The organism is Amycolatopsis vastitatis (assembly GCF_002234595.1).
GTDB lineage: Bacteria > Actinomycetota > Actinomycetes > Mycobacteriales > Pseudonocardiaceae > Amycolatopsis > Amycolatopsis vastitatis.
On sequence record NZ_NMUL01000023.1, the window covers coordinates 179,188 to 202,889 of the forward strand.

Here is a 23,702-nt window from a genome sequence, read left to right on the forward strand (position 1 = left end):
GCTCTTGTTACGGAGGAATGTTCATGCCCCGGATGGCCGCCTCAACGCGGACCGTTCAGGGAACCTTCGTCCACGTGCGCCGAGTTTCCGTCGCCAGCACCTTCCGCCCGGCAGGCGGCGAAGTGATCACCGCCGTCAACGTCGCCGAGTTGGTGTCGAACCGAAGGGCGAGCCCGAGAGCGCGGTACACGTCGGCCGTCCCCGCGGTGTCCTCGCGTCGGCCCGCGCCTGGTAAGCCAGCCAGCTGGTTCGTTGCTACCCACGGATCGACCCGCTGCAGGACGGCGTCCTCTCGGAGGTAGACCGAGGTCGGGTGGTCCGGCCTCGCTCCGGTCGGCAGCGTCCGAGCGAGACAGCGGTAGTAGACACGAGCGCCGCGGAAGCAGCTCTCCATCTTGCGGCCACAGAGAGCGCAGCGGATCAGCCCCTGAAGGCGATACTGGTGCACCGTACGGCGCGCGGTGCGTTCGATCATGCTGCCACCGCGAGCCTTGGCGCGGCGCAGCAGCTGAACTTGGGTGAAGTCTGCCACCGAGACGATGCCCGGGTGTGCGGGCTGCTCCGAGCGCGCGACATCGCATGGATCAGCTCGCCGGAACCGGACGACATGGCCGGCGGCCACGTCATCGGGGTCAAGCAGAACATCGTGCTTCGTCCAGCGGCCGAACACGGCATAGCCGGTGTAGCGCGGGTTCTCGAGGATCGCGCGAACCGTGCTGGCCTGCCAGCCGTCGCCCCGTCTGTGCCGGTTCTGTGCCGGACACCGCGCAGATGGGCACGGTATCCCGTCGCTGCTCAGGGCTGTAGCGATCTCGCGGTCGGTACGGCTCTCCAGGTACTCGGCGAAGATTCGTGCCACGACCGCCGCCGCGTCCGGGTCAAGCTGCAGCACCCGAAGACGACGGCCTTCGGCAGCTTTGCGCGGATGCGGGTGCGGCCCGCCGTCGACCACGACATAGCCGTAGGGGGCGCGGCCGCCCTGGTGCCGGCCTTCGTTGCGAACCTGTGCGTCCATGGCCGCGCGTACCCGCAGCTGGACGTGTCGACGCTCGGACTCGCTCATCCCTCCAAGCAGGCTCATCAGCATGGCGTGCGACGGGTTCCGCGCGTCGAACCGCCCACCCAGCTCAGGCACCCACAGGTCGACGCCATACGCCGCCAGCCTCGGCGCGGTCAAGGAGAACTGATTGCCAAACCAGCACCTGGTCCCCTCGCCGACCACCACGGCGCCCCACCCACGGCCGCGGTCTTTCAGGTCGAGTAGGAGCTGCGCGGCGGCCGGCCGCCGATGCCACGGCACCGAGCGGGACTCTCCGATGTCGAAGTACTCAGCGACAATCCTTCCGCCCCGCGGTTCGATGAACCGTCGGGCGTTGTCCAGCTGCCAGCCTCGCGAGGTCTGCGGATCCTGGTTGTCCTCCGTGGAGCATCGGCCATAGAACGCAGTGGCAGCCACGGTCGCCTCAACTGGCTTCGCTGCTCCTCTACCCCACAACGCGTCGAGGGCGGCCCAGGGATCGGGCTGAACGCTGCTGGCCACGGCCGCCTCCGATCCGCGCGGCAGTCCGACTCGCGCCCGCCGCCGACCCCAGATGATCAGTGTCGACCCGTGTGAATCGCGCAGCCGCGATGTTCACTCCGACGAGTGATCGTCACGCGGGGGATGCTCGGCCACCTCGGCATCCGGCCGCTGGCCGGTCGGCAGCTACTGACTCGACACCACCTTTCGCCGTCACACTCGACCAGCTGCCCCTGGACTGCCAGATCGAGGAAGCTCTTTCCCACCGAGCCGACCCGCTACACCTGACTAACTGGTGGGTCGCGCGTGCTGTAGAACAGCGTTCGTGGAGGACAAGCTCACGGTATTCAGGGAAGCCTCAGCCGACCTAGATCGCTGGCGGCTACGCGCGCAGCAGGTAGAGCAGCCCGAGCCCGGCAGCGATCTCGCGCAGGACGACGCAGCTTTCCCGCACCAGCTGATCAGCCAAACCGTGCGCACCAGCTTGACCTCTGCTGGCGAGCACCTGCGCTTGATCTGCGACGGACTGAAGTGCGGCAACGTCTACAACATGAGCCAGTACAGCGCGGCGCGCGCCGCCATAGTCGGTGCGACCCAGGCCGTCTGGATTCTGGCTCCGGAGGATCCGGCGATCCGACGCGAACGTGGGCACACGGTGATCACCGAAACCTACGTTCAACTGCGGAAGTACCACGAACTGACTCTCCAGCAAGCGCAGGCACTTCAGCTGTCTGTAGAGGACCAGGAGCAGGTGCGCGAGCAGATCGAGTGGGTGCAGTCCCGTGAGGATGCCGTGCGGGCGGTCCGGACTTCCAGGGCGAAGTTGCAAGGTGCGGTCTTCATAGAATCAGCCGCGTCGGTGATCTTTCCTGACGATGAGTTCCGCCAGGCCGGCTTGAGGCAGTCGTGGAACGTTCTCTCCTCTGACGCACACGTCCTGATGTGGAGCCTGGCGCTAAGGACGATCTCCTTTTCGCCGCAGGATAAGCGCTCGGGGCTCTCTACCGGGACGGCCAACGGGCATTCGGTTGATGACCTCGCTGGCTGGTTCGGCCTCGCCATACACAGCCTGCGCTGCGGGTGGAGCTTGTTCGACCGCCGGTGCGAGGGCAGCCGATCATCTTCTGGACAGGGCGGCTGATGAGGTCGCGTATTCAACCGTCACGAATGTATCAACATAGTCGCTGTGAGTAGTCGTCACCGGGCGGACCCGTCTGGTAGGGAGCCTTTGCGGTGATGTCGTCTGCCAGCTTGGTGAGCACGTCGATCATGTCTGGAACCCGTCCCGGCGCTTGATCGGCAGTCGCTCCGCCGAACGAGTGACGCTGGTGTGGCGTCGCTCAACGTGTCGACGCGGCACCGTAGGGTGGATGCCGATCTTGGTCATCCACGGGGAGGGTGCGATGCCAGACGGCTTTGCTGTCGACGTCGAGGCGCTGAAGAACGCCGGGCTCGGGTTGTCAGATCTGCTCGGCGACCTCGAAGAGCTGCAGGTCGAGAACATCGACTGCGACCGGAAATTCATTGGGCACACCAAGCTAGCCGACTCCTACGAGTCGTTCACGACCCGTTGGGCGCTCGGCGTCGAGAACTTGACCAAGGACGGCCAGCAGCTCTCCCGCCGCCTGGTCGACGCGGCCGGCGCCTACATCAAGGCCGACCAGGCGCACGAGCACAAGCTCAAGGGCATCTTCGACGACACGGGCGCAGACCCCGGCGCGACGGCGATGAGCGATGGCTGAGCTTGGCGAGACGGACGACCCGAAAGCCCTCGTACCCGGCGAGGCGAAGGAGATCCGGGCATCGACCGTGCACCTGACGGTGTACGGCGACGCCATGATCCGCATCGGCGAGGGCTTCAAGAAACTGGACACCGGCGGCTGGTCGGGACCGGCGGCGGACGCCTACCACCGGCGGACTCACGCCGAACCAGCCCGCTGGCTGACCGCTGGCGACGCCTTCCACGGGGCCGCCGCGGCGATCAACGGCTACGCCTCGACCCTCGACTGGGCGCAGGGGCAGGCGCAGCAAGCCATTGACCTGTGGAAACAGGGTGAGGACGCCACCCGCCAGACCCGCGCCGCCTACGACCGCGACGTGGCGGCCGCAGGGCAAGAAGCAGCTTCCCGCGGCGAACCGGCACCGACGGCAGCGCCGTTCCAGGATCCCGGCGAGCCAAAGCGTGCGCAGGCCCGCTCGCTGCTGAACGAGGCCCGCAGCCAGCTGGATTCTGCGGGCAACCAGGCGGTCGGCCAGATCGACAAGGCCCAGGCCGACGCCCCGGAGGAGCCAACCTTCCTCGACGAGATCGGCGACGGGCTGACGTCGGCCGCCGAGTTCGTCGGGCACAACCTTGCAAGCGACCTCGGCGACGCAACGAGCAACATCATGAACGCAGCCGGCGACATCACCAACAACCTCGTCGACGCTGCTGGCGACATCGTCCACGACCTCGGCGACGGCGTCGGCGGAGTGCTCCGCGACGTCGGCGGCCTGGTCGGCTCAGACGACCTGAAAGACGCCGGCAATACCGTCACCTCATCGATGCACGAGGCCGGGGACGCGGTCGACCGCGCTGGTGACACCGCCGAACACTGGCTACAAGACCGTGGCAACGACGCCAAGGCGTTCCTCAGTGGCGACGAGCCGGAGCCCAAGGGACCGCACTACGTGATCATCGACCAGGGCGACTATCCCGAAGCGGCCGATCACGCCCGCGAGGCGCAGATGGGCACGTCCTGGCGCGGCGACGAGTCGTTCCCCAGGACCCAGCCGGCGGACATCACGATCGACCGCGAAGGTGCCGCCGACCGGCGGACCGAGTCGATGAAGCAAGTCCCGCAGACCAGACCTGGCTACGATCGCGACGAGTACCCACCGGCAGTGTTCCTGGAAGGCGGCGAAGGCTCGTCCGTGAAGTACATCGACCCGTTCGACAACCGCGGCGCTGGCTCCTCGGTGAAGAACCAGATCCGCGACCTCGACAACGGCGAGCGCGTCACCATTCTGGCGGACTGATGACTGACCTGCGACCGCTCGACCAGCTGCTGGCCGGGGCCCGCGCGCCGCTCGGACCGCGCATCGAACTCGACCTCGGCCACGACGCCGGCCCCTTGGCCGAGCTCGCCGAGCTACTCACCCGGGTGAACGGCTTCACCGCATTCAACGCCGGGGTGCAGGTCTTCCACGCCGGTGAAGCCGGCCTCGGCCCCGAGCTCGGACGCTGGAATGAGCCAACGACCTGGAAGAACACCTACGCGGGGCTTGCCGACCGCCTGTTCTGCTTCGGTCAGGACCTGTTCGGCTGCCAGTTCGCGATCAGCGACAACCGTGAGGTCGTCGTCTTCGATCCGGAAACTGCCGAGCGCACCCCCATCGGGGCCAGCCTCGACGAGTGGGCCGCGTGGTTGCTCGAGGACCCGGCGGTCCGCGGTGCCCACCAATTCGCCACCGCCTGGCAGGACGAGCACGGCGCGCTCGGGCACGACCAGCGCCTGATCCCGCTGCAGCTGTTCACCATGGGCGGGGCGTACGACTTCGATAACCTCGTGGCCAAGGACGCCGTCACCTGCATGCGCATCCGCGGCCCGCTCGCTCAGACGATCCACGAACTACCCGACGGAGCTCAGGTACACCTCATGGCTGAACACGCCCCGGCCGCCAAGCCCGGCAGCAAGCAGCTGGCCTACGCCGAACTCGATGTCTTCGCCGACTACAACAGCTTCATGGTGCAGGACGAAACCGCGCGATTCGAGCCGGACCGCGCATGGACGAAGGCCCTGATCACGGACATGATCGCGGCACGCGACGGAGTGATCGGGGTCGGTACCGCCCGGAGGACGACCGTTCCGGTCATCCTGGACGTGCGGTCAGAGGCCCCCGATGACAACTTCGAGAGCTGGGACCACGTCACCGAGGCCGGCCTGCATGTGGAGTCGGGCGACGTCATCGTGTCGATGCTGGATTACAGCGACTCTGTCCCCCGGACCGCCGTCCCTGCCGGGGACTACATGACGCGTGTCTACGCAAGAGGGTTCAGCACGATCTCAAGCGACGGTATCCACGGAGACGATCTCTATCACGTGGTGTTGTGGCCCGGCACAGTTCAAGAGCCGCGAGTACTCGTACGGTACCCGGATGTTTTGAGTGGTGGTTAGAAGCCGCGGTCGACTGCAGCAGCTAACCTCGTCGAGACACTCAGAGGGTAGGCAGCCATCGTCGTCGCCTACGGCGAAGACTTCCCATACTGGCGTTCCAGTTCTTCGTACTCATTGATCTCGGCGTCTACGTCACTACTGTCCATAGCACGCCTTGCCAACGCTTGCTCGATATGTATTTTTGTTAGCTCCTCGTGTTCCTCTTTGGTTGAGACAATATTCCGCTTAGCAACGTTGCTCGGCCGAGACTCCGGCATCATCAATACCGAGCGTCCATCCAATCGATCACTTGCCTTTTTCTCGTTCACATTCTTACCCCTCCTCTCTGTTGCATTAGTGTCGCCTGCCACTTCTTCAGCATTCCGCGCCAACACATTCTCCCTTCAGACTACTACTTCTCTTTTCGTCGATCAATGTCCGCCCTACGCGAAATCTTCAAGTAATACCTTCGTTGATCAGACTTCTCCTTACGTAGCAATAGAAATACGGCCACGCTAAACAGCGCAAGAAGCACCCAGGGCAAGCTAACGTGGCGCGGCCATCCGAAGAACGTAATTTCGCGGTTCAACGTCGCGATAGTCGTGACATCACTCAAGAACAGAATGACCGAAGCCATCGACGTTAAAACTACGGCCCATAGGCCAAAGAAAGCAGTCAGAGATGCACCCGGCAGCTTATCTGAGGATATGCCCCGGCCGAGAGCGGCCGCCAGAAATGCTGGCGCAGCCATAAGTAGGGTAAGGACAGCCTGGCCCGGGACAGATTGCACAAGAGGCACGTCTCGACCAAAAGCGTAAAAGCATACGATAAGCGAGGTGAAGAAGGCAATGGTTACCGCACTCCCAAGAACACCCGGAGGAATCTCTTTGAAGCGGATCACCGACTTGAAATCCCGAATCTCATCGTCCGATCCGTCGGCCTTCTCCTTGTCGCCAGCCCCGTCGACCGGTTCCGATGGCGTGTTCGTCGATCTATCGAGGCGCACTCTCCGGATGTAAAGGTGAGCGATGCTATGGCCACGCTCAAAATGAAGACGCAAATACTGTTTTACGTTCTTGACTGTGAAGTCGGCTTGCCTAAGCGGCTTACGCACATCCAGCCGCTCAAGATGATGATCGAATATGTACTGGCCAGGTGGTGCAGTGAGCTCGAAGTGGAAACTGTCAGGCAGAGTCGCCCACGTCATTGCTACATCCACCTCAACAGGCGCGAGACCGTGCTTGGCTCGAGTGCGATGCTCCCTTCTCTTGCTCACCTCAGCCGCAGTCACTACGTGCTTGTAGGACAACTTGAAATTGGCGAGATTCTCTTGCTCAAGTTCGACGACTATCAGATAGTCTCTACTAATTGACCTACAAAAAGTCTCTATTCTAGCAATCTTCTCTTCGTTGAACCTATTTGGTGACAGATTTGCGACGTACTCGAAGGCTGCTGTAATCTTTGTGTCGTTGTCCGAATCATTTGCCCCTCCACAAAGCGTGCTCTCGATTACACCTTTGAACGCGTACTTCTCGTGCCCGTTCATGGCGAGACCGTCGCCTCGGAGGGCGCTTACGAAGAGCGCCTTTATGAGGCCAAACAGGAGCCCCCTAACCTCCCATTGCGACGCAGTGGCCAGCAACTTCCCGCTAGCGCTCCGAGCCTCAAACCCATCGAAAAGGTAGCCCCTTCGAACAGAAGCTAGAGGAACGAGCATGCCAGCCAAGTCGTCGACGTCGAGACTGGCTGACTCCTTCCCCAAGGCAGGGGGATTCGTTACTTTTGCATACTGTTCCTTAACACTCAGCGCAGAACCGACATTCCGGTATATGACGAATGTGTTCGTCGTCCCCTGTCTTCCCTCGAGCGTCAATCGCTGATCGACTCGCGACAGGTGATCTGGCAGGTCAAGGACGAGACGGCGGAACGCGTCGACCGCCGCAATGGAGTAGCGCTTTGACACATAGTCGTCGGCTCGAATAAGTTCTGCAAAGTCGATAATCTCCGGCTCAGGCTTACCAACTGCGTTTCGTTTGGGGCGCCCTCCCCATTGATGCGGGAGCAAAACATGGAGCACCAGAAGACCAGCCGTAAGATACGCCGGCAGAGTAGGCCACCCATGCCAAGTCACGACCGCCCAGTACCCCAGAGCCACCAGCACCAAGATCTCCAGGGACGTGTAGATTTGCCAGCGGCTCACCAACACCTCCTCGACCGGGCACCATGTAGACCTGTCGCGATCACCAGGGGCTGGCGACCGGCAACCTAGTAAGTGTCCGAGCCAAGCAGGAGCCAGTCAATCGTGCATTTTGCACGAAAACTGACTCAGAGTGATCACCTCTTGGGCCATACAGGGGTTCCTGCGACTCGAACCACGAGTTCAGCTACAGAAAGTAGCTGACGAGGCCCCCGCGTTAGCGATCTACAAGCGACGATAGCTCTTGGGCGAGAACCCACACGGACGCCACCCCAGCCCGAGAGAATCTAGCCGTCGAATGCGATGTCGATCGTCCTGGATGGTGTCTCGAAAGTGACCGCTCGACACGCGAGACACCGAGGCACACCAGGTAGCCGACGACATTAACACTGAATGTCCGATTCGTCGTAGTTGAGCTGGGGGCACGCGGCCCTCGGTCGGTCGGGTCAGGTACAGCAGTGCTCGTGGCCCTGCACGAGATCGTCACTTCGTCGCCTGTCGATGAGGCTTGTCGAAGGGTGACCGGGTAAACCTGCGCCTGCCGCATTGGGACCATTCGACGCCATCGACGGCGAACATGAAAGGCCCCGGGCACCTGAAGGTGCCCGGGGGTTTGTTGAATCAGCCGCCGGTTCCGCCACCGCCACCGCCGCCGCTGTTGCGCATCATTGATCACCTCCTCTCGAAAGTGCTAGCACAGAATCTCCCAATCTACCGACCGAAGTCGATAAAACGAAAGGGGCGAGAGCAAGCCGCTCAATCGCTTATTTCAGCGTAACAAATTAGTTTCTTATTGCAAGTGGAAGCATTTTTTTAGCTTTCCATCTCATCGTCAAGTACCCACACAAACGCGACCCCAGCCCGCGGGAAGGTCTGGCCATCGAAGCTTACGTCTACCGTCTTGGCAGGTGTTGCTGCTGGCGACAGTTCGATGCGTGAGGCGTCCGGACTGGCGAAGTAGTCGAGCACGTTGACGCGGCGGACACCGGCACGGGCGTAGTCCAGCTGGACATGCACGCCCTTCGCCGGCCTCGGGAGATCGATGTAAAGCAGGTGGCCGTGCCGCTGGACGAGGACACGGTAGGTGTACGAGATTGTCACTTCGCTACTGGTGGCAGCCTGACCCAAGCTGACGGTGGTCAGCTGGCTTCCCTCTTGGGCCGATCTGCGAATCTTCTTCTCGCGACCGTTGACGCTGAGCTGGAGGAGCGTGAATGCCTCGGGGTCGGCCGCGTCGAGCCCGGCCGAGTGGTCGAAATGCCAGGCTGAGGCGATCGTCGGGTCATGGAGCAGTTCGTGGTACTCGACGAGGTCGGAGACACAGGCGAAGCGCATCGTCGGGCTGGCGGGCTGCACCTTGTACTCCCAGCGGATCGTCGCGACGAACATTGAGCCCTTGCCCGCCGCGGGACCGGCCGTCCACGGACTGAGCGATACCGACACATCGACATCACGCCAGCGCTCCGGCGAGCGTATGACTTGTGCGCGCAGGTCGCTGTAAGCATCGGCCGCCAGCGCCTGGTCACCGAGTCGAAGCCCGATGGCGTTGGTGGCGATGCGGTCAAGGGTGTCGTCTGAGGCAATGTCCTTCAGCCCGCCAGGGTTGAAGGCGAAGCTGTCCAGGACCGCGTCGCGGATAGCCGGCGCCTCCTGGCGGATGGCATGGCGAAGCTGTTCGTTCGTGCGGGCCGCGGTTTCCTTGCGCGCGTAGTACTCGAAGATGACCGCAATGACACCGGCGCTGAGCAGCGCACTGCCGACTTCGCCAGTAGGCCAGCCGACGAGCCAGCTCAACACGGGAATCGTCTCGACGCGGTGCGATATGACTATCAGTACAATGCCGAGGAGCGCAGTCATCAGTCCGGCGAGCCGGAGCTTGGTCTTGTACAGCTGGTCGAGCAGGTGGTTCATCTGCCACTTATTGTACCAAGCTTTGTATTCATGTTGAATAGCTAAATGAGGACCCCTGGGTGCTACAGGCATCCAGGGGTCCTCGCTATTCCTTCAGCGATCAGGTTCCGCCACCACCGCCGCTCATCGCGTAGCGCATGTACCCACCTCCCCGGAAATCCGCTGGTCAGGGCCGTTTCCCGACCTACCAGGGCCGACAATATCCTATTTTGGGATATTGGCAAGGATTACGGTCCGCTACCCCTCGTGAACAAGACGATCTACTCCGCGGAGTACCAGCGGCTCTGTGCGCTCCTCCGGGAACTGCGCCGCGAAGCGGGGTTGACGCAAGTGCAGGTCGCCGAGCGGCTCGACGAGCCGCAGTCGTTCGTGAGCAAGTACGAGGCCGGCGAGCGACGGCTCGATGTTGTCGAGCTGCACCAGGTCGGGACGGCACTCGGCACGACCGTCGTCGCCATCCTCCAACGCCTGTGGCCCGAGGACTGACGCTGCTGCCTGACCTCAGTGTCCAGCGTCTGGATCAAGTTCGGCGTACGCGACGTCGCCCGACGTCCGCGCCGCGAGGGCTTTCTGGAGCTGCGACCAGAGCCGTGGTTTGAGCAGCGGCTTCGCCTCGGCAGGTGTCAGGAATCCCAGGCCAGCAAGCTCGTCGTCAGTGGGGCGCAGCTCCGCGACCATCGCGTCATCCAGTGTCCCGCCGTCGAAAATCATCACCAGCTGGTCGTCCCACGGTCCGTGCGGTGGCACCCATTCGACGAGCAGCAGCCTACCGACGATCAGCGTCAGCCCAAGCTCTTCGCGCAGCTCCCGCTCGGCGGCAGCCACCGGCGGCTCGTTGGCCTCGACCATCCCGCCGGGTATGTCCCATCCCTCCTTGTAGGTGGGATCCACCAACAGCACGCGGCCAGCCCGGTCGGTGATCAGGACGTCGGCGGCGACCCGCTTGCGCGCTTGTTTGGCGTTGCCCTCCGCCAGGTACGCAAAGCGGGCCGCATCGTCCTCAGTCACACCGGCCACGACGTGTCGGATTCCGGCGCAGCCGCGGGTTGCAAGACATGAGAGCAGTCTGCCAGGAACAGCTGCACAGCGGGAACTGAGCGGTGCGGCCGCAGGGTCACTTGGAGTTTGGCAAGCTGGGTACGCACGCGCTTGGAGGTCAGCGAACCAGCCGCAGCGCAGATCTCACGTCCAAGGGCGGCAGCCTCGTCGATCTCACCGCCACCAGCAAGCACCTCTGCGAGCGTCAGCTGCCCGAACGCCCGACTTCGCACCCGGTCGCCGACGCGCAGCTCCAAGACGCGGCGGGCCTGGCGTTCGGCTTGTTTCCGATCCCCGAGCGCGTCGTAGCAGAGGGCTGCCTCGCCGGCCAGCGACGCTTCGTCGAACTGACTGATCCACTCCGCCGATGTGTCTTCATGCAGCCGTTCCAGCACGCATTCCGCGTCCATGAGGGCTCGGCGGCTGGCGTCAGCGTCGCCTTGCATGGCGAAACCGCGGGCGCTCATGGCGTGGAGTCGCGCCGACAGCCGCTGCCGGGCGGGACCACGCTCGGCATGCGCCAAGCCAACCTGAGCGATCCGGACGGCGTCCGCCGCCTGGTGGAGCTGGCCGGCGAGGTGGCTCATGCTGGCGCAGATATTGGCGAGAAGCGCTGGGTGATCCGCGACTTTGGCGAGCCGATACGACTGGCTGAAGTGGCGCTGAGCGTACTGGTCGCGGCCGCTGTCGTGGGCCATCCAACCGGCAATCTCGGTCAGGGACGCAGCTGCCTCGAACAAGCGCTCGCCCAGGATGTCGCTGGCCGGGTCGAAGAGCCGCGGGCTGATCTCGGTCTGCAGGTAGTGGACCACGGCCGAATAGATCTGGCCGCCGCCGACCTTCCGGTCCGCTACCTGGAACGCCGTCGCCATGGCCTGGATGGTGGCGAGATCGGCTTGCCGGTCCTGTTGGGCGGGTTGGGCAGGGAACAGGCTGACGACGGGCACCGCCCGCGGAGGACGCCGCTGCTCATCCACGCGGGCAGCCGCTGCCGCGCCGTCGCGTTCGTTACTAACTTCGACCGCCGCGTACGTCGGGGCCAGGCGTAGTAGTTCCTCGAGACGGTCTGCGCTGACCTTCAGTACAGCGGCCAATTTGGGTCGCTTGCACGGCAATGGCTCGGTCTTCCCGGATTCCCAGTTGCCGACCGTCTTGACGTCGATGGCAAGAGCCTCAGCGAGCCGTTCCTGCGTGTAGCCAGCTGCCCGCCGTGCCCGTGCCAGCTCGTCGCGCTTGGCGACCATACGTACCCCTCCGTATGCGATCCGTGCCGCCTGGCCACATTACCCCAGGTCAGCCCCTGTGGTTGCCGGTCTCTTTCGCCAATTTTCCTGATCTTTTCCCTGGGATTCGGCCGAGCGGCCGTCCAAGGTCAAAAGCGGCATCCGGCGCCGGGGCAGCCATCCCCCGCCTCCGGGACCGCAGGTCTCCTTCCGCAGGGAAGCCTCGCTGCCTGCGGTACAAGGCCCCTGGCGTCGGATGCCGCACCACGATCGATAACGGAACGGACGGAGCGGTCATCATGGCCGTACGAACGATCGACCTGCACACGGGCCCACGAGTGTCCTGCGCCTGGCAACGACGGCTTAACCGGCTGTCGGCCACGGTCGGTGAGCGGATCCCCGAGCCCGTGCAGCTCTACAGCCTGATCACCCTGACGTTCGTACTGCACGAGCCAGATCCGGCGAGCGGCGACTGCGCTTGCTGCACCGTCGTCTGGCCCTGTGACATCGTTCGGCATGCCTACCGGCTGCGCGAAGGTTTCTAGGCGGCGTAGTGGTGACCGGGCTCTCCCTCGACGACCTCTTCGTCGAGCTGCGCCGCCGCAAGTGGACGCTCTACCTCTTCGGCCGTCCGGCCGCGCCCGACCTGTACGCCGCGACGTTTCGGTGGCCGACGTGCACCGATGTCCTCATCATCCGTGACGAGCGTCGTGCCACCGCGTACCGGACGCCGAGCTTCCCCGGCACCGACGTCTTCCGGCCGTCGGTGGTCTCCTGGCAGTACGGGGCGGAGCCGCTCTGGACCCTTCGCGCCGTGCTCACGATTGGCGCACCGGGCCAGGCCGACGCGCCCTTCCAGGTTCTCGCCCCCGCTCCGGGGTCCAGAGTTCCCCTCGAAATGGGTCAGCCGGTCATGACCTGGCCGACCGGCCTCGTCCAAGACCCCACGCCGAAAACAGCGTGGTGATAGGGAAAAGGAGAAGCAGAGCATGACGACCCGTATGTCACTCACCGACGCGGACGAGCGTTTCGGACTCGGCGTCCGCCGAGGATTCGTGCCGACGGCTGAGCCCGTCTCGGACACGGAGAACACCCCCTTCGGCCTGACGTTGCGGACCGCCCCCGCCTCCCGCAACGTCGTGGTCCTGCGCACCGGAACCGGTGCCACGATGGCCACCGAAAGCGTGACCGAGCAGTCCACCGACGGCAACGACGAGGGCGACACCCGCTACGACGTCGCCAACGACATCTGACGCCACCGACGAAGGACTCGCCAACGCCATGAAACTCGAATCACGCCCCACCGCCGACACCGTCCTGGTGTTGACGGAACCGAGCGATACGTCAGCAGATCTCGTCGTCCGAGATCTGGAGCGCCGGAACGCGCAGGTATTTCGGGCGGACACCGGCGACTTCCCGCTCTCGCTGAGTGTGAGCGCCTGGTTCGATGGCTCCTGGGACGGCGAGATCCGCAGTCCGGACGGATCGGTCGGTCTGCGCGACATCCGCAGTGTGTATGTCCGCAGGCCGACCGCGTTCACCTTCCCGCCGTCGATGAACGACGCCGAACAGCGCTTCGCCGCGCGAGAAGCCCGCCGAGCGGTCGGTGGGCTCCTCATGAGCCTGCCGGGGTGCTCGTGGGTGAACCACCCATCACGGGCGGCGGACGCGGAGTACAAGCCGCTCCAGCTCGTCACCGCTGCGGCGTGCGGACTGGCCGTGCCGCGGACCGCTATCACCAACGTCCCCGGCGACGCCGCCGATCTCAGTGATCGCCTGGGCGGCTCCGTCGTCTACAAGACGCTCTCCGGCGCCTCGGTCCCCGATGGAGAGCGCGTGTCGCTCGTGTACACGACACCGGTCACGATCGCGGACATGTCCGATGATCGGGTCGCGCTCACGGCCCACCAGTTCCAGGAACGCGTGCCGAAGGTCCGGGACGTGCGGGCAACCGTTGTCGGCAAGCGCGTGTTCGCCGCGAACATCCTCGTCGCCGACGAGGCCGCCGGCGAATTGCTCGACTGGCGCGCGGACTACGCGGCGCTGCGCTACGAACCCGTGGACCTGCCAGAAGGCGTCGAGTCGGCGCTCCTGACGATGACCGAGCAGCTCGGACTGAGCTTCGCGGCGGCCGACTTCGTCGTCACAGCCGACGACACCCACTACTTCGTCGACTTGAACCCCAGCGGGCAATGGGGCTGGATAGAAGACGCGACGGCCCTTCCCATAGCGGACGCCATCGCCGCCCTACTCACAGGAGAAGATCAGTGACCGACGTGATCGAGCAGGACAGCAGGCTCAGCCAGCTGGCCATCGACCTCAACCACGCTCTCATCGAGCGCCTGGCGGCAACAGGGAAGCTGACCACGCGCTCATGGAGAACCGCGTTCGAGGACGTTCCCCGGCACCTGTTCGCCCCGCGCTTTACCCTTCCGGACAACCTGGGCGGTCACGCCCTGGACGTCGCCGACAGCGCCCACCGGGAGGAGTGGCTGCGCGCGGTTTACCACGACGAGGCACTACTGACGGTTTTCGACGAGCGCGAGATGGCTACGACGTCGTGTTCTGCGCCGTCGGTGGTGGCGACCATGCTCGAATCCAGCCAGGCGACTGACGGGGACGCCGTGTTGGAGATCGGTACCGGGACGGGGTGGACGGCCGGTCTGCTCTCCCACCGGCTCGGGTCGGAGGCTGTCACCTCCGTGGATATCGATCCGCGGTGCGTCGCCGAGGCGCGGGAACGCCTGAATCACCTCGGCCTGGATCCGACGCTTACAGTCGCGGACGGCTACCTCGGCTACCCGGCACGCGCGCCGTACGACCGGATCATCGCCACAGCATCCTTGCGGAGGGTGCCGCCGGTCTGGCTGCAGCAGGTGCGGCCAGGCGGCACGATCTTGACCGACCTGCGCGGCGACTTCGCCGGCAACCTCGCCCGCCTGACGGTGAACAAGGACGGGTCTGCGAGTGGTCGCTTCCTGCCGGAGCGGGTGAACTTCATGCCGCTTCGCAGCGAGGAGGAGCACCTCCACGAGCTGCCCGAGCTGGCATCTCGCGCCGTTAGCGCTCCGGGACCACATCGCCGGACCAATCTCGGTCCTGTCGCCCTCCGCAAGTGGGAGTTCGCCTTCCTTGCGCAGTTGTCGATACCTGGAGCGCGCGCCGGCCGGATCAGGATCAAGGGCGGCCCAATGTACTTCTGCCTCACGGACCCGCGTAGCGAGTCATGGGCACGCGTCGAACTAGAGGCCGGCGACGCCGACCGCGAGGTTACACAGGGCGGAGACCGACGCCTGTGGGACGAACTGGAGGCCGCGTACGAGCTCTGGACTCGGCTCGATCAGCCTCAGCCCGTGGACTTCACGATCACGGTTTCGCCGGGCGGCGGCCAGTCCGTGACCCTCCCGGCCATCGACAAGCAGTGGTCTCTGCCCTTGTAGTGCGGCATCGGCGACGAAGCCCGGTGCCCACCTACACCTTCCTCGCCACGGTGAAGCTGTCGCTGCACCTGGACGCCATCCCCGTACAGGCTGACTGCGATGAGACGGGCGATCTATCGGTGAGCGCGTCGCGACCCGGACCACGCCGGAGGCCTGGTCCGGGTCGACCGCCCCAGCGCGACCTGTCCGCTCAACCTGCTGCCGCTATTCCAGGATCCGCGGCCGCTATTTCCGCACCATCCGTACGTCGGGCAGATCCGCTACGAACGGGGTCAGTTCCCAGTCGCCGAGCGCCTGTACGCCCGGACGCTGCCGGTCTGGCACCGAGGCCGGGACATCTCACTCGCCCATCAGTACACCGCCGGCTTCCGTAAGGTTGTCGACCTCCACCACGAACTTAGGGGATAGAGTATTGGTCGACTCAACACTCTTGACGAAGCTCGCCTCGGAAGCCACGGCCGCGGGCATCCAGCAATTCGTCGTTGGCGCCGTCATGCAGTCTCAGGGCGAGATCCTGCTGCTCCGTCGCCCCGCCGACGACTTCATGGGCGGGCTCTGGGAACTGCCCAGCGGCAAGGTCGAACCGGGTGAAGCGCTCTACGCGGCGCTCATTCGCGAAGTCAAGGAAGAAACCGGGCTGGACGTCTCGACGATCCAGCATTACCTCGGAAGCTTCGACTACACCTCCGGTAGCGGCAAGCCGAGCCGCCAGTTCAACTTCGCCGTCGACGTCGCCAGGGCGAAGCCGGTCGTGCTCCAGGAGCACGACGTCTACCAGTGGGCTCGACTCGACGGGGAGCTGCCGGTGACAGATGCCGTCAAGACGGTCCTGAAGGCCTACGCCGAAACCGGCCAGGCTGATTAACTGGCGGTTTCACGCAGCGAAATGACAGCCGTACCCGTCTGAGCACCGCCGCGACGCTGACGGCGGTGCTCAGCGCGGGGATACCAGCGGTTGAATCGCTGGTGCGGGGGGAACCCGAGCCGGGCCGAGCCCGGGGCTGCCTTTTTCAGCCCCGGGCTCGGCCCACCTTCCTCTTGCGCCGCAGCTATCAGCCGAGACGCACCCGGTTGGCCTGCCAGCGGCTGAGCCGCAGCAGTCCGACCAAGCCCACCAGCGCGGCGCCGGCCGCGGTCAGCGCGACCGAGCCTGCGAGCAAGATGCCGCAGACCACGGCGCCGAGCACCACCAGAAGAAGCGCCGAACGCCAGATGTGCGCCGGGTCGCCGAACAGGATCTGCCGCAGCAGCTCCCACACCGGATGCGGCGAGACGTGGTCACGCTGCAACCTCCGGCAGGGCGGCTCGAGCACCGTGCCCGGCGAGCTCGTCACGATGGCCGGCTCGACGGCCGCCTCGAATAATTCCTCAAGGCCGACGTAGTTCGGATCGTTGTCAAGTGTGATCCGATCGGGGGAACGTCGGTCTGGCATGTCGCCACCTAGCGGCGGTAACGTCGCCATGTTCGTTGCCTCTCTCAATATTTGCGTGTGGGACGGGCGGTGCGAACACCCACGCGGCTCCCAGTTCCAGCTGGGGGCCGCGTCCACGTCTGACGGGGTCGGAGCCTTGTCAGACGCTGACGCCATCTTGGCGAAGCCCGACGAGCTACTGCAAAGTAGGAGAGTCGTTTTGGGGCTGATTGCGACGACCGGTCTTTGATCGTCGGTGAACGGTTGATAGACGTCATTCAGCGTGACTATGCACTGGTCAAACACCTTTTTGTCGCAGTTTTCATCCCACTTTCGAGTGGTTCCACTACTGATATTTGGAAAAAGTCGGACAGATACCTGACACCCACAACTCTTTCGAGTGAAGGTCCACCACCGGCCCAGTGAGGCTGCACGGATGGGTAATCAGGGGATGCAGACGCCCGTGCAGGTGCAGTGGAGAGTGCTGCGTGCGGGTGCACGGCCAGCGTTCTGAACGCAGGCGTCCCGTGTCTCAAGAAGGGCGCGTTTCCGATCGAGGAGGTTTGGCACGGAAGCTCGTATCAAAACTGCTTTTGCAGCGTTCTGCGAACGCCTCATGGAGGAACGCATCTACGACTCGTTTGCTACGCAACTTCTTCCGCTGTCGAGCCCCAAGCCCGCCGGACCAGCGGAAAGCCTCGACTGGAAGCACTTCTCCGCGTCGATCAACTCGCAATCGGGTTCCGGAAGAGACTCGGCCCACCGAAGGAGAGAAGCGGGATGCTGCTCCTAAAGGTAGCGGCTTGCATTGACCGTCGCCTCAGGCGAAACCCTCGTCCTGATGACCATCAAGAGGCGTCAGGGCGAGGATTTACTTGTCGGACGGCTACACAGTAAGAAGAATCTGCTAATTTTTTCTTCCGCGGCCAAGCAACGACACACTCCCGACCACTGCAAGGATCATGGCGAGACCATAGACTATTGGGTTATTTACATAAACATAGAGCATGAACGCGTTTAGTTGCCCACAATCTTGATGGGGGTTGGAAGAGATTGGGCAAGTTGTTCCTGCTCCAAGAAGAACAGTTAGGAACACTAAGCCGACAATAATCAGGGCGACGGAAAAGATTGAAGCAACCACCAAGGGGATCCTACCGAGCGGATCCCTCCTAATAACCCTGTAGAGATACAGTCCACCGAAGAGGGCGATCAGCAGAGCGGGAATACTTGGCAAGAAGAAGACGTTAAGCGGTCCGGTGAATATTTGAGCCAGCGAGCTAGTGCTCCGGGCGAAAAAGTAGAGACCAATTATGATCAGGAGAACAGCGGAAACGGCAAGGATATCACCGTTCCCGTATTGGATTTTGTTCTTCGTTGCAACCCGCTTACTTGTCGCTGAGTTCTTTTTGGATGCACTTCTTGGATCGTTTGTCATACTGCCTACCATTATAATGATTTACAGCTTGCTTACAATATCAAAATGAAGATACCCCCAGTTCCTCGCCTCCTTGTGGGTGGCATGGGAACTGAGGGCATTGGCTCTTCAATTCATATGAGAATTACCCGGCGTTGATTGCTGCACCGGCGATGGTGGCGTACCCCTGCTGGCCGAGGCCGTTGGGGTGGAATACGTACGCCGGGTCACCGGTCGCCTGGTTGATGTTCTGGAACCAAGAAGTGCTATCCGTTCCACACACCTCGTGGCCGAAGAACTGTGAGCCAGCGGCATCCATCGGAACGTACGTCAGGCGTGCGTTGCTGGCGTTCGTGACGGCGGTACTGATCTTACCGTTCAACTTGGTCACGATGTCCCGAGCCGCCCAAGCATCCTCCCATGGGTAGTGTGCAGCACCGGTGTCGCCGGTGCTGTTGTACATGTACGGGCACCTGATGTCGAACGGGTCGTTTACCGACTTGTTCGCGACCACCTGCGGATAGCCGAGCACGTAGATCTTGGCGTTCGGAAACTCCGCGAGAACCTTCTGATAGGTCGTCGCTAGCCCATTCGGCAGAGTGTTATTGATCTGGCCCAGTGTGGTGTTGTATACGGGACTTCCAGCTTGACAGGTGTTGAAGACGCACGCCTTCGCGAAGTCTCGGAACCCGATGTCATTGCCGCCGACCGTCAGGGTAACGAGCTGCGTCGTAGTGTCCGGCCACAGGTCGAGCTGTGTACCTTCGTTCCACTGCACCGTGTCCGTGATGTTACTGGTCACGGCACCTGAACACGCCCGGAATCCGTCGCTTCCCAACGACGGAATCTTGGGACTTGTACCGGAGATCAGACGCGCATAGGCGGCGGTGCTGCGATGGCACGTGTTCACGCCCGGGAGGTCAGTAACAGCCTCGAAGGGCGGCACACCCTCTCCCGATGAGAACGAGTCACCAAGGGCAACAAAGGCCGACGCTGGACGCGGCGTCCTAGTGATGACCGGTCCGCGCGGGTAGTCCAGGCCAAGGCCGGGAATCTTGACCGCGTAGAGCTTGGTTTCCAGATACTCGCCGCAGGTTCCCTTGCATACGGCGAGGAAGTAGAGGGTGTTTGGTCCGGTAGTTGGACCATTCGTTCCTTGTCCTCCCACGTTGTAGCCGTTGACACCGCCGGCCTGCTTGTCGAGGTTACCGCGCATGATTTGGTCATACACGACGTTCCCAGCGCCATCGAAGACCCCGATGGATATAGCGGGCATGGTGCTGTTGGACGGGTCGTTTGTCTGCAAGCTCCCTTCGCGCAATACCGCGATCTTTCCGCTGACATCCACGGAGACGTAGGTGTTGTTCCACGGGTTTCCGCTCGTGTCCTGGTTGGGAAATTCCTTTTCCCAGGACTTCTGTCCGAGGGCGTTCAATTTGACGACTGTACGCACCCGTTCGGTGGTCGGCGCCCCACCAACGACCTTCAGCCGCGTGATCTGGACGACCACTCCGCCGTCTGGCGTGGGATAGGTGCTGCTGTACTGCGGGTTGTAGCCGAACAGCGACTCCGGCGCTGTCCAGTCGGCCACGTCGCGGAACAGGTTGTACGCGACGATCTTGATGCTGGCCGTGCTGCCCGATCCGGTGAAGACCGGATAGAACAGGCGGCCGTCGGCACCGATCTGCTTCGCACGAGTGAGGTACGCCCCACTCGGCGATGTCCCGAGCTTCTTGCCACTGTACGCGTAGAGGTAGGCCTGCCCGTTGTTGATGTAGGCGATCCCGTCCTTGACTGCGTAGAGTTCGGCGCTGCAGAGGCCAGACCCGGTAAGCGCGACGTCGAATACCTTCTTTGGCTGTGTCGTACCCGGCTCCACTTCGGGGGTCAGGCCGATCAACCGGGTACCGTTCGTGTTGCTGATCGCGTAGACATTGCCGTCTGCGCCGACGACCGGTGCGCCACCTTGCGAAGTACAACCGACGTCATACTTCCACTTCAAGGTGTTGCCGGTGTAGGCCAGCAAGCTGGCGTACACGTAGCTTCCACCGGCGTTCTTGCCGTACGGTCTCCCGTAAAGGTCACCGTTTCCGGCAACAGCCGGATGGTAGATACAGTTCGGGACGCCGTCGACCAGCTGGTTCGGATCCAGTTCGCGGACGACCTGGCCGGAGCTGTTGAGGGACTTCAGGTTGCTGTACACGTTGTTCGAGTAGTCGCAACCATTCGTCACCCCAGACGGGCTGGTGACGGTATCCCAGACGTACCGGCTGCTCTTGATCGTTGGCCACTGGAGTTGCGGGATGGACTCGGCGGCCGCCGCTGTCCCCGTAGAGACGAACGTAACCGCTGATGCGATCAGACCCGCGAGTGCGAGCATGACCGGCATACGCGTTTTACGCATGATGGCTTACACCACTTTCTGGTTTCTGAAATGTGAACGTACGAAGACAAAAGGGCGGCTCGGCCGGATTGCGGCGAACCACCCTCGTTGCCTCTTTGCTGAAGAGCCATGTTATTTATGACATAATTAGATACTCGTGCATATAGTGCAAAATACAACGAGAGGAAGGCTGACGATTTGTAGTGGTATTTACATCGTGGGCGAACCTACGGTTGAACTTGTTCGCGAACTGAGTGATAGATAGAGCAGCCAACGCGGCGCACGTCGCGATTGGCGACACAAAAGCCTCGTCGGTGTCCTGCAGCTCCTCGATGACCAGTCCGGTCGTCAGCTGCACCACCACCGAGGAGGCAACTCGCCATGAGCGAGCCAACCAGTACGCCCGCGGGCGCCGGCCAGCTCCGCACGCTGGCCGTCCGCATCACCGAAGACCTGCGAGCTCAGCTGGACATCGTTGCCCAGCTCACGGGCCGCAGCGCGACCGAGGAGATCCGCTTGGCTCTGGAGCACTGGATCGAGAAGACCAAGGCCGACCCGGTCATCCTCAAGAAGGCCGAGGCGGTGCGGGCCGAGATCGAGCGCAAGGCCCAGACCGAGCGCGCAGCCATCGCTGCCATCTTCGGCGGGAGCGCCGACCAGAAGTCCGAGGAGAAGGCTGCACCCAGCAGCCCCCAGACCGGGACGCGCCGAGGCAAGTCCGCGGGCGAGTAACCCTGACGTCTCGTCAAGAGCGTCAGACGGCGGGAGTCATCGAAGCTTTCGGCCCATATCCGAACCTTGGACGACTCCCGCCACTTAACATTCATAGTCGATGGCACTATGAACCTGACTCCAATTCAATTTTTATTTCAAAGGTTACAAACGCGGAGTATTGGCCACTGTGGCGGATTATGCCGTCTTGTTTATCATAGCCAAGCAGAATCCCCGGCTTAACCAATAGGCCACTACTCATAGCCTCGCCTTGAAACTTCTCCTGGACTTGAAGACCACCCACCGGCAAGCCGAGAGTTATCAGACGCGTCGAGCCGCGTTGATACGTCAGTTTCATCGGTTGCGGTGAAATAAAATTACAGCTCGACCAAACCGACTGGGCGTTATTTGCCGAAAGGGTGGCCGATACGCCAGGGTTGTATATTGGCCCCAGAGGGAGGTCCACGATTAGGCGAGCATTAAACATACGCGCCGGGGCAGTTCTTTGCTCTCCGTCATCGAGCGAATCCGCGACATCGTTGAATACCCCAACCTGACAGTGGTACACATGTCCGTCTTCCGCGATGAGCTGATTGCCTAGCGGATCAGAACGACTCTTGTCTTTACAGGTGACGACATTGCGCTCGTCACCATAGTTGGGGTTGTCAGTGATGCTATTGAACACCGCGTATGCGGCCGGACTGGTGCTGGTGAAGAGCTGTCGTTCTGGCCCCCACCCACCACGATTATCAAACTTGATCGGCCCCGTGGGCAGCGTAGGCCGTTCCGTCACAGTGGACGGAGCCGGTGCGCTTGAGGACGCCCCGTTCGCCCCAGAAGAGGCGCTACCGTCACTCGCTAAATAGATCACCGATACCACGGCGGCGATAAGCAGGACCACGCCAGCTAGCGCGTACCAGCGCTGTCCGACTCGACTGAGGGCGCGAGGTCCATCGCGGCGTGGCTGCGTCGAGTCGCTTACATCTGGTGATCCGGCTTGCAAAGAGACGGCAGCTGCACTTTCATCCATCGCTACACGCGGCGGAGCCTCGTCATCCGACTCCTTCACGGAGGGTTCGACACCGTCGGCGAACTGGGTCCGGAGAGCACTGGCGACTTCTTCGTCGGCCAAGTACACCCTGAGCGCAACGAGCAGAGCCGCAAGCAGCTCGACCCGCTTCTTGCTCATACCTCCGATGTTCTTCCAACCCAGCCATTGAGCTGCGCGGAGCTGCCACTCGGCCGCCGGCCCCGACTTGCCGACGTTCTTCATCATCTTGGGCCAGGTTGTTTCGTGCTGCACAAGCCTGACGGCCAAGATCTTCGAGAACGCCTCTTCGTCCGTAATCCGCAGCAGCTCGCCTGCGGCGGCAACCTGGAACGCGTCGACCTGGCGCGCCCTGTGATGCGTTGTCGTACCGAGCCCAGCGAGGGCCGCTTCCCGGCTGTCGTGAAGCACCGCGTTCAAGACCGTCCCAAGAAGGTTGACCCGACGACCAACCGCAAGGGATCCGAGTTTCAGTTCGTCTTGCACCACCAAGGCCAGGCTCTGACACGACCCAAGCGCAATGCGGGAAACCCCCACGCGGGCGAGGTAGGCCAGGTCTTCTTCCGGCGTCCGCTCTGCTGTCACGTCTTCGTCACGCACGGTAGCGCTGCTCCATCCGCCCAGGGTCGAAGGCTTCCAGGTTACTTCGTCGCGCACTGTGACGCGCCCAGCGACAGCAAGGGCGGCGGCACACTTGCGTCATCGGTATTTGCTATTGCAAATACCGAATAAATGTGTTAATATATTTAACGGGTCGGCCTTCAACTATCTGGAGGCTAACGTGCGCATTCCTATGGGTTTCCTCGATGAAACCGCCATCAACTCCTTTCGGGAGTTTGCAACCCAGACATCGCCCGAAGAACTGTCGCCTTTGATCCATCGATCCCTGGCAGACTACATCTGTTCATGGGTGATGGCAGGTTACGGCGTCCGCGTGTGTCAAGGAGATTTCCAGAGGTACACGCTGGCGATCATCGCCATCATCGAAGAGTGGCACCGAACACCTGATCTCCTCGACTACGTCTACTACGTCAGCGATGACCCCAAGACCGAGGAGATGGCGACCATCGAGCGTCGGGTGACGACGATCTCCGACGGCGGACTCTCTGGACACGACATCCTCGATCCGTACTTCTTCGCCAAGGCGACGTTCCGGGAGCTGCACGGCAACCGACCGCTCAGCCCATCGGACGCCCGTCTTCCCGCTGACGACCACTGAACAACCCGCCAGGCCGACCCCCGCCCGCTTCTCCAAGGAGCGGGCTTTTCC

23 protein-coding genes are annotated in these 23,702 nt (G+C 62.8%); 13 read left to right on the top strand and 10 right to left on the bottom strand.

Features of this window, described 5'->3' with window-relative positions; genetic code table 11:
* Positions 1–55: 55 nt before the first annotated feature.
* Positions 56–1,540, bottom strand: coding sequence for a recombinase family protein (locus CF165_RS23595; protein ID WP_093949723.1), 1,485 nt, complete (start codon positions 1,538–1,540; stop codon positions 56–58).
* A 304-nt stretch (positions 1,541–1,844) separates the two neighbouring features.
* On the opposite strand from CF165_RS23595, the gene CF165_RS23600 reads away from it, so the two are divergent.
* From CF165_RS23600 to CF165_RS52095, 4 genes are all read left to right on the top strand, one after another.
* On the top strand, positions 1,845–2,660 hold the full coding sequence (locus CF165_RS23600; RefSeq protein WP_093949724.1) for a hypothetical protein: 816 nt from the start codon (positions 1,845–1,847) through the stop codon (positions 2,658–2,660).
* A gap of 229 nt (positions 2,661–2,889) precedes the next feature.
* Positions 2,890–3,261, top strand: coding sequence for a hypothetical protein (locus tag CF165_RS23605; RefSeq protein ID WP_093949725.1), 372 nt, complete (start codon positions 2,890–2,892; stop codon positions 3,259–3,261).
* Positions 3,254–4,537, top strand: coding sequence for a putative T7SS-secreted protein (locus tag CF165_RS53465; protein WP_093949726.1), 1,284 nt, complete (start codon positions 3,254–3,256; stop codon positions 4,535–4,537). The genes CF165_RS23605 and CF165_RS53465 overlap by 8 nt, the downstream gene beginning before the upstream one ends.
* Complete coding sequence (locus tag CF165_RS52095) at positions 4,537–5,676, top strand: SMI1/KNR4 family protein (RefSeq protein WP_205660948.1); 1,140 nt, start codon at positions 4,537–4,539, stop codon at positions 5,674–5,676. Before CF165_RS53465 ends, CF165_RS52095 begins: the two co-directional genes overlap by 1 nt.
* A 68-nt stretch (positions 5,677–5,744) precedes the next feature.
* Here CF165_RS52095 and CF165_RS50330 read toward each other — a convergent pair whose 3' ends face one another.
* The 3 genes from CF165_RS50330 to CF165_RS23625 form a co-directional block, all read right to left on the bottom strand.
* The gene (locus tag CF165_RS50330; RefSeq protein WP_143268640.1) at positions 5,745–5,984 is read right to left on the bottom strand and encodes a hypothetical protein; all 240 of its coding nucleotides are present in this window, start codon (positions 5,982–5,984) and stop codon (positions 5,745–5,747) included.
* Positions 5,985–6,067: 83 nt separating this feature from the next.
* Entirely contained in the window at positions 6,068–7,855 is a 1,788-nt protein-coding gene (locus CF165_RS50335; protein ID WP_143268641.1) for a hypothetical protein, read from the bottom strand.
* An 810-nt stretch (positions 7,856–8,665) separates the two neighbouring features.
* On the bottom strand, positions 8,666–9,763 hold the full coding sequence (locus CF165_RS23625; RefSeq protein ID WP_093949728.1) for a hypothetical protein: 1,098 nt from the start codon (positions 9,761–9,763) through the stop codon (positions 8,666–8,668).
* Positions 9,764–10,009: 246 nt separating this feature from the next.
* Between CF165_RS23625 and CF165_RS23630 the strand changes: the two genes are divergently transcribed.
* The gene (locus CF165_RS23630; protein WP_093949729.1) at positions 10,010–10,249 is read left to right on the top strand and encodes a helix-turn-helix domain-containing protein; all 240 of its coding nucleotides are present in this window, start codon (positions 10,010–10,012) and stop codon (positions 10,247–10,249) included.
* A 15-nt stretch (positions 10,250–10,264) separates the two neighbouring features.
* On the opposite strand, the gene CF165_RS23635 is transcribed toward CF165_RS23630, so the two are convergent.
* Positions 10,265–10,771, bottom strand: coding sequence for an NUDIX domain-containing protein (locus CF165_RS23635; RefSeq protein ID WP_240521750.1), 507 nt, complete (start codon positions 10,769–10,771; stop codon positions 10,265–10,267).
* Positions 10,768–12,045 (bottom strand): helix-turn-helix transcriptional regulator, encoded by a 1,278-nt coding sequence (locus CF165_RS23640; RefSeq protein ID WP_093949731.1) that lies wholly within the window; start codon positions 12,043–12,045, stop codon positions 10,768–10,770. Before CF165_RS23640 ends, CF165_RS23635 begins: the two co-directional genes overlap by 4 nt.
* 278 nt (positions 12,046–12,323) lie before the next feature.
* On the opposite strand from CF165_RS23640, the gene CF165_RS50340 reads away from it, so the two are divergent.
* The 6 genes from CF165_RS50340 to CF165_RS23665 all read left to right on the top strand — a co-directional run bounded on the left by CF165_RS50340 (position 12,324) and on the right by CF165_RS23665 (position 16,329).
* Positions 12,324–12,569 (top strand): hypothetical protein, encoded by a 246-nt coding sequence (locus CF165_RS50340; protein ID WP_143268642.1) that lies wholly within the window; start codon positions 12,324–12,326, stop codon positions 12,567–12,569.
* An 11-nt stretch (positions 12,570–12,580) separates the two neighbouring features.
* Positions 12,581–12,991: a hypothetical protein gene (locus CF165_RS23645; protein ID WP_093949932.1), complete on the top strand. Its 411-nt coding sequence runs from the start codon at positions 12,581–12,583 to the stop codon at positions 12,989–12,991.
* A 22-nt stretch (positions 12,992–13,013) separates the two neighbouring features.
* The gene (locus tag CF165_RS23650; RefSeq protein WP_093949732.1) at positions 13,014–13,277 is read left to right on the top strand and encodes a hypothetical protein; all 264 of its coding nucleotides are present in this window, start codon (positions 13,014–13,016) and stop codon (positions 13,275–13,277) included.
* Positions 13,278–13,305: 28 nt separating this feature from the next.
* Positions 13,306–14,295 carry an ATP-grasp ribosomal peptide maturase gene (gene tgmB, locus CF165_RS23655; protein WP_093949733.1) on the top strand — a complete coding sequence of 330 codons (990 nt, stop codon included), beginning with the start codon at positions 13,306–13,308 and terminating at the stop codon, positions 14,293–14,295.
* On the top strand, positions 14,292–15,464 hold the full coding sequence (locus tag CF165_RS23660) for a methyltransferase domain-containing protein (protein WP_240521751.1): 1,173 nt from the start codon (positions 14,292–14,294) through the stop codon (positions 15,462–15,464). Before tgmB ends, CF165_RS23660 begins: the two co-directional genes overlap by 4 nt.
* A gap of 412 nt (positions 15,465–15,876) precedes the next feature.
* On the top strand, positions 15,877–16,329 hold the full coding sequence (locus CF165_RS23665) for an NUDIX hydrolase (RefSeq protein WP_439098517.1): 453 nt from the start codon (positions 15,877–15,879) through the stop codon (positions 16,327–16,329).
* Positions 16,330–16,516: 187 nt separating this feature from the next.
* Here CF165_RS23665 and CF165_RS23670 read toward each other — a convergent pair whose 3' ends face one another.
* The 3 genes from CF165_RS23670 to CF165_RS23675 form a co-directional block, all read right to left on the bottom strand.
* Positions 16,517–16,897: a hypothetical protein gene (locus CF165_RS23670; protein WP_093949734.1), complete on the bottom strand. Its 381-nt coding sequence runs from the start codon at positions 16,895–16,897 to the stop codon at positions 16,517–16,519.
* Positions 16,898–17,783: 886 nt separating this feature from the next.
* The gene (locus tag CF165_RS50345) at positions 17,784–18,311 is read right to left on the bottom strand and encodes a hypothetical protein (protein ID WP_143268643.1); all 528 of its coding nucleotides are present in this window, start codon (positions 18,309–18,311) and stop codon (positions 17,784–17,786) included.
* Positions 18,312–18,435: 124 nt separating this feature from the next.
* The gene (locus tag CF165_RS23675; protein WP_093949735.1) at positions 18,436–20,694 is read right to left on the bottom strand and encodes an SGNH/GDSL hydrolase family protein; all 2,259 of its coding nucleotides are present in this window, start codon (positions 20,692–20,694) and stop codon (positions 18,436–18,438) included.
* A gap of 360 nt (positions 20,695–21,054) precedes the next feature.
* On the opposite strand from CF165_RS23675, the gene CF165_RS23680 reads away from it, so the two are divergent.
* Positions 21,055–21,405: a ribbon-helix-helix domain-containing protein gene (locus CF165_RS23680; protein ID WP_093949736.1), complete on the top strand. Its 351-nt coding sequence runs from the start codon at positions 21,055–21,057 to the stop codon at positions 21,403–21,405.
* Between the two features lie 106 nt (positions 21,406–21,511).
* On the opposite strand, the gene CF165_RS50350 is transcribed toward CF165_RS23680, so the two are convergent.
* The gene (locus CF165_RS50350; RefSeq protein ID WP_143268644.1) at positions 21,512–23,032 is read right to left on the bottom strand and encodes a hypothetical protein; all 1,521 of its coding nucleotides are present in this window, start codon (positions 23,030–23,032) and stop codon (positions 21,512–21,514) included.
* Positions 23,033–23,213: 181 nt separating this feature from the next.
* On the opposite strand from CF165_RS50350, the gene CF165_RS23685 reads away from it, so the two are divergent.
* Complete coding sequence (locus CF165_RS23685; protein WP_158226820.1) at positions 23,214–23,651, top strand: hypothetical protein; 438 nt, start codon at positions 23,214–23,216, stop codon at positions 23,649–23,651.
* Positions 23,652–23,702 lie beyond the last annotated feature (51 nt).